The sequence below is a fragment of the Streptomyces sp. 891-h genome (genome assembly GCF_022760275.1).
Classification (GTDB): domain Bacteria; phylum Actinomycetota; class Actinomycetes; order Streptomycetales; family Streptomycetaceae; genus Streptomyces; species Streptomyces spirodelae.
The window spans coordinates 5181619-5195381 of record NZ_CP050693.1; the positions used below are offsets into that span (position 1 = coordinate 5181619).

At 70.1% G+C, this 13763-nt stretch carries 16 protein-coding genes; 5 read left to right on the forward strand and 11 right to left on the reverse strand.

Annotated elements, in window-relative coordinates:
* Positions 1-43 precede the first annotated feature (43 nt).
* Both HC362_RS22670 and HC362_RS22675 read right to left on the reverse strand, forming a co-directional pair.
* Positions 44-799 (reverse strand): ABC transporter permease, encoded by a 756-nt coding sequence (locus tag HC362_RS22670; RefSeq protein ID WP_243085825.1) that lies wholly within the window; start codon positions 797-799, stop codon positions 44-46.
* Positions 792-1733, reverse strand: a complete 942-nt coding sequence (locus HC362_RS22675; protein ID WP_243085826.1) for an ATP-binding cassette domain-containing protein — start codon at positions 1731-1733, stop codon at positions 792-794. Before HC362_RS22675 ends, HC362_RS22670 begins: the two co-directional genes overlap by 8 nt.
* A 155-nt stretch (positions 1734-1888) precedes the next feature.
* Between HC362_RS22675 and HC362_RS22680 the strand changes: the two genes are divergently transcribed.
* Entirely contained in the window at positions 1889-2662 is a 774-nt protein-coding gene (locus HC362_RS22680; protein WP_243085827.1) for a TetR/AcrR family transcriptional regulator, read from the forward strand.
* 171 nt (positions 2663-2833) lie between these two features.
* Here the strand turns inward: HC362_RS22680 and HC362_RS22685 are convergent, their stop codons facing one another.
* The 4 genes from HC362_RS22685 to HC362_RS22700 form a co-directional block, all read right to left on the reverse strand.
* Complete coding sequence (locus HC362_RS22685; protein ID WP_209210409.1) at positions 2834-3247, reverse strand: transcriptional repressor; 414 nt, start codon at positions 3245-3247, stop codon at positions 2834-2836.
* A gap of 107 nt (positions 3248-3354) precedes the next feature.
* Positions 3355-4287: a metal ABC transporter permease gene (locus HC362_RS22690; protein ID WP_243085828.1), complete on the reverse strand. Its 933-nt coding sequence runs from the start codon at positions 4285-4287 to the stop codon at positions 3355-3357.
* Positions 4284-5084, reverse strand: a complete 801-nt coding sequence (locus HC362_RS22695; RefSeq protein ID WP_243085829.1) for a metal ABC transporter ATP-binding protein — start codon at positions 5082-5084, stop codon at positions 4284-4286. Before HC362_RS22695 ends, HC362_RS22690 begins: the two co-directional genes overlap by 4 nt.
* 53 nt (positions 5085-5137) lie before the next feature.
* Complete coding sequence (locus HC362_RS22700) at positions 5138-6145, reverse strand: metal ABC transporter substrate-binding protein (RefSeq protein WP_243085830.1); 1008 nt, start codon at positions 6143-6145, stop codon at positions 5138-5140.
* Positions 6146-6352: 207 nt separating this feature from the next.
* Between HC362_RS22700 and HC362_RS22705 the strand changes: the two genes are divergently transcribed.
* Complete coding sequence (locus tag HC362_RS22705) at positions 6353-7735, forward strand: glycine--tRNA ligase (protein WP_209263232.1); 1383 nt, start codon at positions 6353-6355, stop codon at positions 7733-7735.
* Between the two features lie 97 nt (positions 7736-7832).
* Here the strand turns inward: HC362_RS22705 and HC362_RS22710 are convergent, their stop codons facing one another.
* From HC362_RS22710 to HC362_RS22720, 3 genes are all read right to left on the reverse strand, one after another.
* Positions 7833-8570 carry a class I SAM-dependent methyltransferase gene (locus HC362_RS22710; RefSeq protein ID WP_243085831.1) on the reverse strand — a complete coding sequence of 246 codons (738 nt, stop codon included), beginning with the start codon at positions 8568-8570 and terminating at the stop codon, positions 7833-7835.
* A gap of 40 nt (positions 8571-8610) precedes the next feature.
* Entirely contained in the window at positions 8611-9249 is a 639-nt protein-coding gene (locus HC362_RS22715) for a Uma2 family endonuclease (RefSeq protein ID WP_243085832.1), read from the reverse strand.
* Between the two features lie 102 nt (positions 9250-9351).
* Positions 9352-9690: a helix-turn-helix domain-containing protein gene (locus HC362_RS22720; protein ID WP_243085833.1), complete on the reverse strand. Its 339-nt coding sequence runs from the start codon at positions 9688-9690 to the stop codon at positions 9352-9354.
* Positions 9691-9788: 98 nt separating this feature from the next.
* Between HC362_RS22720 and HC362_RS22725 the strand changes: the two genes are divergently transcribed.
* Complete coding sequence (locus HC362_RS22725) at positions 9789-10889, forward strand: NADH:flavin oxidoreductase/NADH oxidase (protein WP_243085834.1); 1101 nt, start codon at positions 9789-9791, stop codon at positions 10887-10889.
* A 62-nt stretch (positions 10890-10951) separates the two neighbouring features.
* Here the strand turns inward: HC362_RS22725 and HC362_RS22730 are convergent, their stop codons facing one another.
* A complete protein-coding gene (locus tag HC362_RS22730; RefSeq protein ID WP_243085835.1) occupies positions 10952-11590 on the reverse strand; it encodes a LysE family translocator in 639 nt (212 codons plus the stop codon).
* A 130-nt stretch (positions 11591-11720) separates the two neighbouring features.
* Here HC362_RS22730 and HC362_RS22735 point away from each other — a divergent pair, with 130 nt between their 5' ends.
* Positions 11721-12074: a hypothetical protein gene (locus tag HC362_RS22735; protein ID WP_243085836.1), complete on the forward strand. Its 354-nt coding sequence runs from the start codon at positions 11721-11723 to the stop codon at positions 12072-12074.
* Positions 12075-12114: 40 nt separating this feature from the next.
* Here HC362_RS22735 and HC362_RS22740 read toward each other — a convergent pair whose 3' ends face one another.
* The gene (locus HC362_RS22740; RefSeq protein WP_243085837.1) at positions 12115-12870 is read right to left on the reverse strand and encodes a helix-turn-helix domain-containing protein; all 756 of its coding nucleotides are present in this window, start codon (positions 12868-12870) and stop codon (positions 12115-12117) included.
* 224 nt (positions 12871-13094) lie between these two features.
* Between HC362_RS22740 and HC362_RS22745 the strand changes: the two genes are divergently transcribed.
* Positions 13095-13763, forward strand: a complete 669-nt coding sequence (locus HC362_RS22745; protein WP_243085838.1) for a DUF4097 family beta strand repeat-containing protein — start codon at positions 13095-13097, stop codon at positions 13761-13763.

Below are 13763 nucleotides of genomic sequence, written 5' to 3' on the forward strand. Positions count from 1 at the left end.
AGTACTTTTAGCCGGTACGCCCGTCAGCCGGCCGGTACGCCCCTCAGCCGGTACGCCGCCGGAAGAGCGCCGCGCACACCGGCAGTGCCACCGTCAGCAGCCCCAGGCACCAGGCGAGCGCCAGCCAGGGGCTGTCACCGGCCGGCCGGTCCAGCAGCAGGCCCCGCAGCGACTCGATGACGGGGGTCACGGGCTGGTTCTCGGCGAAGCCGTGCAGCCAGTCCGGCATGGTGTCGATCGGCACGAAGGCGCTGCTGGGGTAGGGAAGGAAGAGCATTCCGAAGGTGAATCCGCCCGCCGCTTCGGGGGACTTGGCCAGCAGCCCCGCTGCGGCGCCCAGCCAGGAGAGCGTGGTGATGTAGAGCAGCAGGATGCCGCACGCGGCCAGCCAGTCCACCACGCCCGCGTGCGGCCGGAAGCCGATCGCGAAGGCGACCGCCAGTACGGCAGTGGTGGCCGCGGCGTTCCGTGCCACGCTCGCCGCGACGTGTCCGGTCAGCACGGCCGTGGGGCTGGTGTCCATCGAGCGGAAGCGGTCGATGATGCCGTTCGTCATGTCGTTGGAGACGGTGGTCGCCGTCATCGACGCGCCGTATCCGGCGCACAGGATCAGCACGCCGGGCGCCACATAGGTCACATACGTCCCGGTGCTCGTCTCGATGGCCCCGCCGAAGAAGTAGACGAACACCAGCATCAGCATCACCGGCAGCACCAGCGCCGTGATCACGGCGTCCGGATTGCGCCGGGTCAGCCGCACGGACCGGCCCGCCAGTACCGCGTAAGCCGTGTGATCACTCATGGGTCAGCTCCAGGAAGACGTCGTCGAGGGTGGCGCTGTGCAGCGCGAAGCGGGCGACCTGTTCGCGGGTGGGATCCAACTCGTCCAGCAGCGCCCGCACATGGGCCGCGCTGCCGTCGGTGGCCACGCCCAGTACCAGCTCCTCCGGCGCCCGGTGCAGGGCCCGTCCGCCCAGCCGGCCGGCCAGCGTCTCGTAGGCGGCGCTTCCGGCCATCGTCAGGTCCAGGCGCTGGGCCGTGACCGTCTTCTTCAGCTCCTCGGGTGTGCCCTCGGCGCGTATCCGGCCCCTGTCCAGCACGGCCACCCGGTCGGCCAGCTGGTCTGCCTCCTCCAGATACTGCGTGGTGAGGAAGACGGTCACACCCGCCTCGGCCAGCGAGCCGACCGTCGCCCACATCGTGCGGCGGCTGCGCGGGTCGAGCCCCGTCGTCGGCTCGTCCAGGAAGACCACCTCGGGGTCGCCGACCAACCCGGCCGCGATGTCCAGCCTGCGCCGCATCCCGCCCGAGTAGGTGGACACCCGGCGGTCCCCGGCCCCGGTGAGCGCGAACCGCTCCAGCAGCTCCGCCGCGCGGCGGCGCGCCGCCGCGGGTGAGCGGCCGCGCAGCCTGGCCATCATCCGCAGGTTCTCCAGCCCCGTCTGCTCCTCGTCGAGCGCCGCGTACTGCCCCGTGAGGCTGATGGCGCGGCGCACCCGGGAGCGGGCGGAGACCACGTCGTGCCCGGCCACGGTGGCCTGCCCGGTGTCGGCCCGGGCGAGCGTCGCCAGAATGCGCACCGTTGTGGTCTTGCCGGCCCCGTTCGGTCCCAGCAGCGCGAAGACGCTGCCGCGCCGTACCCGTAGGTCGAGCCCCTTGAGCACGGGCACGGAGCCGTACGCCTTGCTCAGTCCGCGCGTCTCTATCGCCCAACTCGGCTTCGGTCCTTGGTGCATGGCACATCCCCCCTCTTCTGTGTCTTCTGTGTGGCCTGGTGGCTTGTGCCTTCTGTGTAGGCGATACGCGCTACTGCGTATGCCATAAACTCTACTGCGTATGCTATACACGACCCCGGTGGTCACCGGCAACCCGAAAGGTGGAACGGCACGCGATGGCGAAGCGGGAGCAGCAGTCCCCGAGCGGCCTCCCGGCAGGCGTGGCCGCCGCTTGGGGCCTCAAGGAGCGGCCAGGCAAGGGACCGGCACGCGCGCTGGACGTGCGGCGGATCGTGACCGCCGCGATCGGTGTCGCCGACGCGGAGGGGCTGGCCGCGGTGTCCATGAGCCGCGTCGCCACCGAGGTCGGCGTCTCGACCATGGCGCTCTACCGCTATGTCGCGGGCAAGGACGATCTGCTGATCCTCATGGAGGACGCGGCCATCGGCTCCCCGCCTCCTGGCCCCCCGGCGGGGGAGGGCCTGCGCGCGGGCCTGGCGCACTGGGCCGCCGCCTACCGCGACGTCCTACGGCGCCACCTGTGGATCGTCCGCATCCCCATCGGCACCCCGCCGCTCTCCCCGCACAACGTGGAGTGGATGGAGCAGGCGCTGGCGTATCTGCGGGGGACGGGGCTGGACGCCGAGGAAAAACTGGGCGTGCTGATCACCGTCAGCGGTTATGTCCGCAGCAACGTCTCGTTGCTGGCGGACATCGATGAGGCGACCCGGGCGAGGGCCACGACGTGGGAGGGCGTCGAGCGCAGCTACTGGGGGTTGCTGTCCGAGCTCACCTCGGCCGGGGACTTTCCGGCCACCCGTGAGTTGCTGGCCTCCGGCGAGTTGTCCGACAGTGCGGAGTCCGCCGACTCGGAGGGTACGGCCGACTTCCGGTTCGGGCTGGGCTTGATCCTGGACGGCGTGGAGGCGCTTACCGCTGCACGGCGCTGAGTTCTGGGGAGGGGGTGCCCCTTGCTGCCCGTCGCAGTCTGCGGGTGCGCTGTTGGTTGCGCGCGCAGTTCCCCGCGCCCCTGACGGGGCGCCTTCCTCCCTGCGAAGCTTGGGCAGTCTGCGCCAGGGGCGCAGGGTGGGCAAGCGCAGCCCCCCCATGCGGGGCAAGCCTCAACCTGCGGCGGCACACTCCCCGCACGTGCCGAAGATTTCGACCGTGTGGCCCACGTTGACGAAGCCGTGTTCGGCCGCGACCGAGGCGGCCCACTTCTCCACCACGGGGCCCTCCACCTCCACGGCCTTGCCGCAGGCGCGGCAGACCAGATGATGGTGGTGGTCGTCACTGTGGCACCGCCGGTAGACGGCCTCGCCGTCGTCGGTACGCAGTACGTCGACCTCGCCCGCGTCGGCGAGGGACTGGAGGGTGCGGTAGACCGTGGTGAGCCCCACCGAGTCACCCCGGTGTTTGAGCATGTCGTGCAGTTCCTGCGCGCTGCGGAACTCCTCGACCTCGGCGAGTGCCGCGGAGACGGCGGCGCGTTGCCGGGTCGACCGGCCGCGTACAGGGGGACCTGCGGTGGTCACGCTCTGGCTCCTTACGTTCGTCGGCTCCGGACAGGCGCCGAGGCGGCTGAGGCCCGGTGCGGCGTTCGCGGCCACCCATTGTGCCAGGCGCCCCCCACGAGCGGGTATTACACCCTGCTCGGGCGGTCGACCGGCCCCGTGCCGTTGCCGGCGCTCTCGTTCCCGTCCGCTACCAGGGTGCCCTCTCCGGGCCCTGTGGGGACAGTCCTGTCCGCGTCACGTGCTGCCCTGCGCCGGGCCAGCGGCGCGGCGAGCACCGTGACGAGACCGAAGAGGGCGATGGCGATGACGACGATGCTGGCGCCGGGCGGTACGTCGGCGTAGTAGGAGGTCACCGTGCCGGAGAGGGTGACGGCGACCCCGAAGCCCATCGCCGTGCCCAGCGTGACGGCGAAGCCGCGGGTGGCCTGCTGGGCGGCGGCCACCGGGATCACCATCAGCGCGCTGACCAGCAGCAGCCCGACCACCCGCATCGCCACCGTGACGGTGACCGCGGCCGTCACGGCCAGCAGCAGGTTGAGCAGCCGCACCGGCAGCCCCGTCACCCGCGCGAACTCCTCGTCCTGGCAGACGGCGAACAGCTGGCGCCGCAGGCCGAGCGAGACGAGCAGTACGAAGGCGGACAGGCCGACGATGGCGGCGATGTCCTGCGGCGAGACGGTGGTGATGGAGCCGAAGAGATAGGTGGTGAGGTTGGCGTTCGAGCCGTTCGGCGACAGGTTGATGATCAGTACGCCGCCGGCCATGCCGCCGTAGAACAGCATCGCCAGGGCCACATCGCCCCGCGCCTTGCCGTACCAGCGGATGAGCTCCATCGAGATGGCCCCCAGCGAGGCGACGAGCACGGCCATCCACACCGGGTTGGTCTGCAGCAGGAAGCCCAGCGCCACACCGCTCAGCGCCACATGGCCGATTCCGTCGCCCATGATCGCCTGGCGCCGCTGGACGAGGTAGATGCCCACAGCGGGTGCGGCGATACCGACCAGCAGCGCGGCGAGCAGCGCGCGCTGCATGAAGCCGTAATTCAGCATCTCGATCATGAGAACAACCCCGTCTCGATCTTCGGCGCCGCCTCGGCGGCGGGTACGGAGCCGTGCGGGTGGCAGGCCAGGTCGTGCAGCCGGTCGGGGTTGTCCACCCGCTCGACCTGTCCGTCCCGCAGCACCACGGCGTGGTCGATCAGCGGTGCCAGCGGGCCGAGTTCGTGCAGCACCAGCAGCACGGACGTGCCCCGCTCCACCTGCCGGCGCAGGGTGTCGGCCAGCACCTCCTGGTTGGCGACGTCCACGCCCGCCAGCGGCTCGTCCATGATCAGCAGCTCGGGCTCGGCGACGAGGGCCCGGGCGATCAGCACCCGCTGGTGCTGGCCGCCGGAGAGCGCCTCGACCGGGTCCCGCATCCGGTCCGCCATGCCGACCAGCTCCAGCGCGTGCCGCACAGCTTCCTTGTCCTCGCGGCCCAGCGGCCGGAAACGGCGTCGGGCCAGCCGGCCGGCCGAGACGACCTCCCGTACCGTCGCCGGGACCCCGGCAGCGGCGGTGGAGCGCTGCGGAACGTAGCCCAGCCGCTGCCACTCCCGGAACCGCGCGAACGGGGTGCCGAACAGCTCCAGTTCACCGCCGGTCAGCGGCACCTGGCCCAGCACGGCACGGATGGTGGTGGACTTGCCCGAGCCGTTGGCCCCCAGCAGCGCGACCGTCTCGCCGCGCCCCACCGTCAGATCCACTCCGCGCAGCACCGGCCGCCCGCCCAGCGCGGCCGTGGCACCGCGCAGGGCGACGGCAGGCGGTGCCTCGGCTATGCCGGCGCCGTCCTGGGCGGCTGTCGTCCTCGTCATGCCTCACGTCCTCACTACGCGGCGGGCCACTACGTGGCGGGATTCGTCCCGGCTCACTTCGCGCCGAGAGCCGTCTCGAGCGCGGTCAGGTTCTGGTGCATCACCGAGAAGTAGTCGTGCTTCTTCGGGTCCTTGATGGTCTCCAGGGGGCTGAGCACCGCGGTCTTGAGCCGGAGGTCGCCCGCGAGGGTCTTGGCGGTCTTGTCGCTGGCGTCGTTCTCGAAGAAGACGGTGTCCACGTGGTCCTTCTTGGCGACCTCGTGGAGCTCCTTGAGCCGCGCTGCGCTGGGCTCCGACTCCGGGTCGATGCCGGCGACGGCCTCCTGGTGCAGACCGTACCGCTCGGCGAGGTAGCCGAAGGCGGCGTGCGTGGTGATGAAGGTGTCGGTCTTCTTGTTCTTCAGACCGGACTTGAAGTCCTTGTCGAGGGTCTTGAGCCGGGAGACGAGTTCCGCGGTGTTCTTCTTGTACTCGCTCTTGTGGTCGGGGTCCGCCTTCTGGAGCTGCTTGCCGACCCCCTTGGCGACCTCCGCGTAGCGCACCGGGTCGAGCCAGATGTGCGGGTCGCCCGCCGCGTCCTCGCCGTGGTCGTGGCCCTCGTGCTCGTCGTGGCCCTTCTCGCCGTGCTCGTCGTGGCCCTTCTCGTGCTCGCCGTGGCCCTCCTCGCCGTGCACATCGGTGCCGTGTTCCTCCAGGGTGGTGTAGGAGGAGGCTTCCGCGATGTTCTTGACGCCCGACTGCTCGACCGCCTCGTCGACGGCGGGCTGCAGCCCCTTGAGGTAGACGACCATGTCCATCTCGCTGAGCTCCCCGGTCTGCTTGGGGCTCAGCTCCAGGTCATGGGGCTCGGTGCCGGGCTTGGTGAGGTTCTGGACGTCGACGTGGTCCCCGCCGATCTGCTGGGCGAGGTAGGCCATGGGGTAGAAGGACGCGGCCACCCGCACCTTCCCGTTGCTCCCGCTGTCACTGCCGCAGGCGGCGAGGGGGAGGGAGGCGAGAGTGAGAGCGCCGAGTGCGGCGCCGGTGCGTATGAGCCGACGGGGGCGGGGACCGATGTTCATGACACTCATTTTCACCGAAATTGGAAACGATTGTCAACTAGAGCTTTGCGCTCCGTGATCACGGCACGTACGCGGAAGGGATGATCCGGGACGGTCCCGATGACTCCGGACGGACGGCTCCGGCCGAATCCGGAACCGATTTGCCGCGCCCCCTACGGCCCCCAGTAATCTGAGGTATTCCGTCTCGTCGTCAATGAAGAGAGCACCGTGGCCGCCGACAAGATCGACACAATTGTCAGCCTCAGCAAGCGCCGTGGCTTCGTCTACCCGTGCAGTGAGATCTACGGCGGTCAGCGTGCCGCCTGGGACTACGGGCCGCTGGGCGTGGAGCTGAAGGAGAACATCAAGCGCCAGTGGTGGCGCTCCATGGTCACCTCCCGCGACGACGTGGTGGGCATCGACTCGTCGGTGATTCTGGCCCCCGAGGTCTGGGAGGCATCGGGCCATGTCTCCACCTTCACCGATCCCCTCACCGAGTGCACCTCGTGCCACAAGCGGTTCCGCGCCGACCACCTGACCGAGGCGTACGAGGCCAAGCACGGCCGCGAGCCCGAGAACGGCCTGGCGGACATCAACTGCCCGCACTGCGGCAACAAGGGCGGCTTCACCGAGCCCAAGCAGTTCTCCGGGCTGCTGTCCACCCACCTCGGCCCCACCCAGGACTCCGGCTCGGTCACCTATCTGCGCCCCGAGACCGCGCAGGGCATCTTCACCAACTTCGCGGCCGTCCAGCAGACCTCGCGCAAGAAGCCGCCGTTCGGCATCGCGCAGATGGGCAAGTCGTTCCGGAACGAGATCACGCCGGGCAACTTCATCTTCCGTACCCGTGAGTTCGAGCAGATGGAGATGGAGTTCTTCGTCAAGCCGGGCGAGGACGAGGAATGGCACCAGTACTGGATGGACCAGCGCTGGGCCTGGTACCGGGACCTGGGTATCCGCGAGGAGAACATCCGCTGGTACGAGCACCCGAAGGAGAAGCTCTCCCACTACTCGAAGCGCACCGCCGACATCGAGTACCGCTTCAACTTCGGCGGCAGCGAGTTCTCCGAGCTGGAGGGCGTCGCCAACCGCACCGACTTCGACCTCACCGCGCACTCCAAGGCGTCCGGCCACGACCTGTCGTACTTCGACCAGGAGGCGGGCGAGCGCTGGACGCCCTACGTCATCGAGCCGGCGGCCGGTGTCAACCGCGCGATGCTCGCCTTCATGCTCGATGCCTACATCGAGGACGAGGCGCCCAACGCCAAGGGCAAGATGGAGAAGCGCACCGTGATGCGCCTCGACCCGCGGCTCGCCCCGGTCAAGGTCGCCGTGCTGCCGCTGTCCCGCAACGAGCAGCTCTCGCCCAAGGCCCGCGGCCTGTCGGAGACGCTGCGCAAGCACTGGAACATCGACTTCGACGACGCGGGCGCCATCGGCCGCCGCTACCGCCGCCAGGACGAGATCGGCACCCCGTTCTGCGTCACCGTCGACTTCGACACCCTCGACGACAACGCGGTCACCGTGCGCGAGCGCGACACCATGAAGCAGGACCGCGTCTCCCTCGACCAGATCGAGGGCTACCTGGCCGGCCGCCTCATCGGCTGCTGAGCCGCCGCGCTCGCGGCTGAGCCGTACGCGCTCTCGGCGACGACCCGAGGCCCGGTACCCCGCGAGGGGTGCCGGGCCTCGGTACTTCAGGCGCCCGCTATCCGGTGGTGCGGCGCAGCACCAGACACACGAAGCCGAAGCTCTCCCGGTAGCCGCGCAGCCACTCGTCCCGGTGCCGGGCAGCGGCCCGCAGCGCCTCGGCGCTGTCCGGGTGGCCCGGGTGGTCCAGCGCCCAGCGGGAGAGGGAGCCGGTCCAGTTCCACTCGTAGTCGTCCAGCTCGTGCCGCGTGGACACATGCGCGTACACCGGCGTCCAGCCCTCAGCGGTGACCTTCTCGACCGTTCCGGCCAGGTCCTCGTACTCGCCCAGCGTCTCCCGCGCCCACCGGCTCGGCTCCCGCTCCCAGTACGCGTCCCCGATCAGCACGGTGCCGCCGGGCGCCAGGTGCCGGAGCGCGGCGTCCAGGGTGGGCAGCAGCCCGCCGAACGCGTGCGCCACGCCCACGCTGAGCACCGCCTCGAACAGGTGCGGCGCCTCGAACGCCGCGGCCTCGCCGCAGTGCAGGGTCAGCCGCCCGCCGACCCCCGCCTCCTCGGCAGCGCGCCGGGCGCGCTCCAGCGCCTCCGCGGAGACGTCCACCCCCGCCGCCGTCACGCCGGGCCGCTGTCCGAGTGCGCGGATGAGCCACGCGCCCTCCCCGCAGCCGAGGTCGAGCACACGTGCGTTGTCGCGCACCACGGCCCGGGCCAGCAATCGGTCCACGGAGGAGTCGTCGAGCGGCGCCGCGATGGGGTGGTCGGCGTGGGCGAGGAGGGAGCGGGTTTGTCGGTCCATCCGGGCAGCTTCGCAGGAAGCGCTCCCGTCTCGCCTGCTGTTATTCGCTTTCCACGGCCTTGCCCGGCATATCGCCGAACCCGGTGGTCTCGATCTCGCAGTCGAACGGCGGGGGCAACTGCACGGTGTCACCGAACTCGTAGGTCCGGCGTTCGGCGTACCCGAGGGGGGTCGGCGCCGCGAAGACGGAGATGGTGTGCTCCTGCACGTCGAGGAGCAGGTACACCGGGACACCCGCCTTGGCGTATACCGGCAGCTTGTCGGTCCAGTCCACGTTGCGTGTCGAGTCCACGTTGCGTGTCGAGTCCGAGGTCAACTCGGCGACGAGCGTGAGGGCTTCGCCGTCGATATACCGGTCGTGAGTACGAAACGCCTCACGTGCGGCCACGTAGATGTCCGGCCCGTAAGCTCGTTCCTGCCCGGGCAGGGCGAAGAGGAACGGCGCGTAGGAGACGCGCTGCCCCTCGGGAAGATGGGGCATGAGCTGCTCGACGAGGGCGTCCATCACGTCGAGGTAGTAGCCCTTCGACCACGGCGACATGACGATGTTTCCCCCGATGATCTCCGCCCGGTATCCCTCGGGCACCTCCATGGTCAAGAGTGTCCGGAACAGCGCCTGGTAGCGGGGCGGTCCCTCGGGGGTCTCGATGGCCGTCGGTCGTTCGAGCATCACTGTCATGATGCGCCCTCCAGGTGCGGTAAGCCACTAGCAACTCACCGTAGCCAGCCGCACCGACAATGTGAGCGGACTACCCAGTGGGGTCCCTCGAAGGGGTGGGGTTCAGCTCGCGGCGGCGCGCAGAACCGCGTCCAGCAGGCCCGGGAAGCGGGCTTCGAGATCGGTGCGGCGGAGGCAGTTGATCTTGGCGGTGCCGCGGTAGCACTGGTTGATCACGCCCGCCTCGCGCAGGACGCGGAAGTGGTGGGTGCTGGTCGAGGCGGAGACCGGCAGTTCGACCTGGGAGCAGGTGGCGCCGCTGCCGTCCCCCTCGCCGTAGGGGTCCAGCGCGGTGACGATGCGCAGCCGTATCGGGTCGGCGAGTGCGTGCAGCACTGCTTCCAGGCGGATCTCCGCGCGCTCGGGGTGCGGGAGTTGGCGTACGGAGCTTGTCGTCGGCACGCCTCCATAGTACGACAGTCATCGAAATTTGACAGGTGTCGTACTACGGTGGCTATCGTACTAAGCGCCGTTCCGCCCCACCCCGATTGGAGAGCGCTGTGAGCGCACTGTTCGAGCCCCTCACGCTGCGGTCGGTGACCGTTCCCAACCGCGTCTGGATGGCGCCGATGTGCCAGTACTCGGCCGCTCCCGAAGGACCGGACCAAGGCGTTCCCACCGACTGGCACCTCACCCACCTCGGCGCGCGGGCCGCCGGCGGGCTGGGCCTTGCGCTGGTCGAGGCCACGGCGGTCACTCCGGAGGGCCGGATCAGCCCCTACGACCTGGGCCTGTGGAACGACCGCCAGCAGGAGGCCTTCGCCCGTATCACCCGCTTCCTGTCCGGGCAGGGCACCGTCCCCGGCATCCAGCTCGCCCACGCGGGCCGCAAGGCGTCCACCGAGCGCACCTGGGTCGACCGCGGCGCACCCCTGACCCCCGGCACGGGTCACGGCTGGCAGCCGGTCGGCCCCAGCCCGCTGCCGTTCGCCGACGGCCACACCACGCCCGAGGAGCTGACGCACGAGCAGATAGCCCAGCTCGTACGGCAGTTCGCGGACAGCGCCCGCCGCGCGCATGAGGCCGGTTTCCAGGTCGTCGAGCTCCACGGCGCGCACGGCTACCTGATCAACGAGTTCCTCTCCCCGTTCACCAACCGCCGCACCGACGAGTACGGCGGCTCCTTCGAGGGCCGTACGCGGTTCGCGCTGGAGGTCGTCGAGGCGGTCCGCGCCGTCTGGCCGGAGGAACTGCCGCTGTTCTTCCGGATCTCGGCCACCGACTGGCTGACCGAGAACCCGGACGACGAGCGCGAGGGCTGGACCGGCGACGACACCGTCCGCCTCGCCAAGGAACTGCTCGCCCGTGGCGTCGACCTGCTCGACACCTCGACCGGCGGCAACGCGCCCGACGCCCGTATCGAGGCCGCCCCCGGCTACCAGGTGCCGTTCGCAGAGCGGGTCAAGAAGGAGACGGACCTGTCCGTGGGCGCCGTCGGCCTGATCACCGAGCCCCTGCAGGCCCAGCGGATCGTCGCCTCTGGTCAGGCGGACGCGGTACTGCTCGGCCGCGAGCTGCTGCGCCGCCCGTACTGGGCGAACGAGGCCGCGGCCGAACTGGGCGCCGAACCGCGCCGCCCGGTGCAGTACCACAGGTCGTAACCGGCTGAACCAGTGACGATTCGGAGGGGGACCCGGGGGCGGGGGAGGGGACTGACGGCGGTCTACTCCTTGCGGCCCGTCGCCGCGACGGTGACCCCGAGCCCGATCATGGCGAGCCCGCCCGCGCCCCCGACCAGCGACAGCCGTCGCGGCGACCGCGCGAACCAACTCCGCGCGGTGGCCGCGGCCAGCCCCCAGACGCCGTCCGAGACAACGGCGATGACGTTGAAGACGAGGCCGAGCAGCAGTATCTGCACCGCCACATGCCCCTGCTCCCGGTCCACGAACTGCGGCAGCACGGCGGCGAAGAACACGATCGTCTTGGGGTTGGCGACCCCGACCGCGAACCCCTCCCACAGCGTGCGCAGCCCGCCGTGCGCCGTGGCCTGCCCCTCGAACGCGTCCTGCAGCGAACGCCGCTGCCGCCACGCCTTGATGCCCAGGTACACCAGGTAGGCGGCGCCCGCCAGCTTCAGCACCGTGAAGAGGAGCACGGACCGCTCCACCAGCGTCCCGACCCCCAGCGCCACGGCGGCCACCAGGACGTACGCGCCCAGCGTGTTCCCCACCACCGTGGTGAGCGCCGCCCGCCTCCCGTGCGCCAGCGCCCGCCCGACGACGAACAGCACGCTGGGACCCGGAACGACGATGAGCAGGAACGACATCGCGGCGAAGGCGAGTACGCGGTCGGTGGAGAGCATCTGTTCATCAAACCCGAGTCCACCGGGCCGCGCATATTCATTTGCACCGGCCGGGTGCTTCACGTTTGCCTTCAGCTGCCACTGTCGCCGACGGGTCCGAACAGCGCCCGCTCAGGAGTGAATCGAACCGATGCCGCTCGTCGAAGTCACCTATGCGCCCGACGTCCCGGATGCGACGCTCCGTGAGCTCGGCTCGGTCCTCCCGCACCTCGTCTCCGTCGCCGTGGAGTGCCCCGAGGAGCCCTACGACGGCGATCTGCAACCCGGCGATGTGGAGCTCCGGTTCCGCCCACTCGGCCCCTTCGACCGCTGCGGCCTGGACGTGGTGATCGAGATCCGCTCCAAGTGGTTCGAGAGCAGAGCCGCCAACCGGCAGGAGCGCGTGGACCAGCTCCACGAGAGCATCGCCGAGGCCACCGGCCTGGACGACTTCGGCGTCTACCTCTCCCTACCGGTGGCCGCCTGGTCCCAGGGCGAGGAGTAGCAGCGGCCCGCCCCGGCCCCTTGCCTCCGCGCTCTTTCCGTCATCCGGCCGGCCCCCGCCCAGCAGCGCCCTCCGAGTCCGCCTCTGGTCTCGTGTGCAGGATCTCGCGGCCTTGTTCGGCGGCGCGGCTGATGCTCTCCCCGACGAAGTCCATGAAGCGGGCGATGTTCTCCAGCCGGGCGGCGGCCGGAGTGCCGCGGCCGAGGATGCCGACGCCCTGCCGTGCCGTCTGGGCGAGCTGGGTGGTGCCCTCGGCAGCGGCGACCATCGACCGATACCAGACGTCGTCGTCCACGAGATAGCGCTCGCGGCGGCGTTCGTCGCGTTCCCGGCGGATGAGGCCCTGCTCTTCGAGAAACGCGACCGCCTTGGAGACGGACGCCGGGCTGACCTGGAGGCGCTGCACGAGTTCGGACGCGGTGAGGCTGCCCGCGTCCGTGGTGAGCAGACAGGTCAGCACCCGGGCCATCATCTTGGGCACGCCCTGCTTCATCAGGAGGGTGGTGAACCCCTCCTCGTACTCGCGCACGACCTCGGCGTCGCGCCCGTGGGCTTGTTCGGGCACCTGCGCGGCCCCTCGGGGGGCGGCCGGCCTGCGCCGGTGGGCGCGGCGTTCGGTGGCGCGGTGTGCCAGGTCGGCGCGGTAGGCGGTGGGACCGCCGTTGCGCATCACCTCCCGCGTGATGGTCGAGGTGGGGCGATCGAGACGTCTGCCGATCTCCGCGTACGCGAGCCCGTCGGCCAGGCCCAGCGCGATCTTCTGGCGTTCCTGCTGGGTGAGTCTGCCTCCCGGCACCGCGATCTCCCTCCGTGCTTTCTGGTTGCTTCACCTTAGCGTTCACCCTCAAGCCAATGCAACGAATGAGGTGTGCTCGTTGCATTGCGCGCTGACCTGTTGCAACGATATAACTCTCTTGAACTGCAGATTCACTGATTGAGTGCAACAGAGTCGTTGCCGAGCCTGGAAAGGCAACGTAGCGTTTTCGATGTCAGAAACGACGAGCGCAAGAGGAGAGCACGATGCAGAAGTTCGACACCCCCGCCCCGGTCTCCGTCGACCTGGACCTCCCCGCCGGGCGCGTGCAGTTCATCGCCGCCGACCGTGCCGACACCACCGTCGAGGTCCTGCCCGCGAACCCCTCCAAGAGCCGCGATGTGAAGGCGGCGGAACAGACCGAGGTCGCCTACGGCGACGGCGTCCTGCGGATTCACGCCCCGGCCGCGAAGAACCAGTACTTCGGCGCCTCCGGGGCCATCGAGGTCACGGTCCAGCTGCCCGCCGGTTCCCAGCTCGCGATGAAGTCCTCCTACGCCGAACTCCGGGGCGTCGGACGGTTCGGCGACGTCACCTTCGAGGGCGCACAGGGCGGGATCAAGATCGACGAGGCCGCGTCGGTCCGCTCCACCACTTCCGGCGGTGACGTCTCGGTCGGCCGCCTGACCGGCCCCGCGGAGATCAGCACCGCAAAGGGCGACCTCCGCATCAGCGAAGCCGTGCGCGGCGAGGTCGTGCTGAACACCCAGATGGGCGACGTCACCGTCAACGCCGCTGCCGGAGTCTCCGCCTCCCTGGATGCCGGCACCGGTTACGGCCGGATCCACAACGCCCTCAAGAACACCGACGGCGCCGCCGCTCTGAACATCCACGCCACCACCGCCTACGGCAACATCGCCGCCCACAGCCTCTGA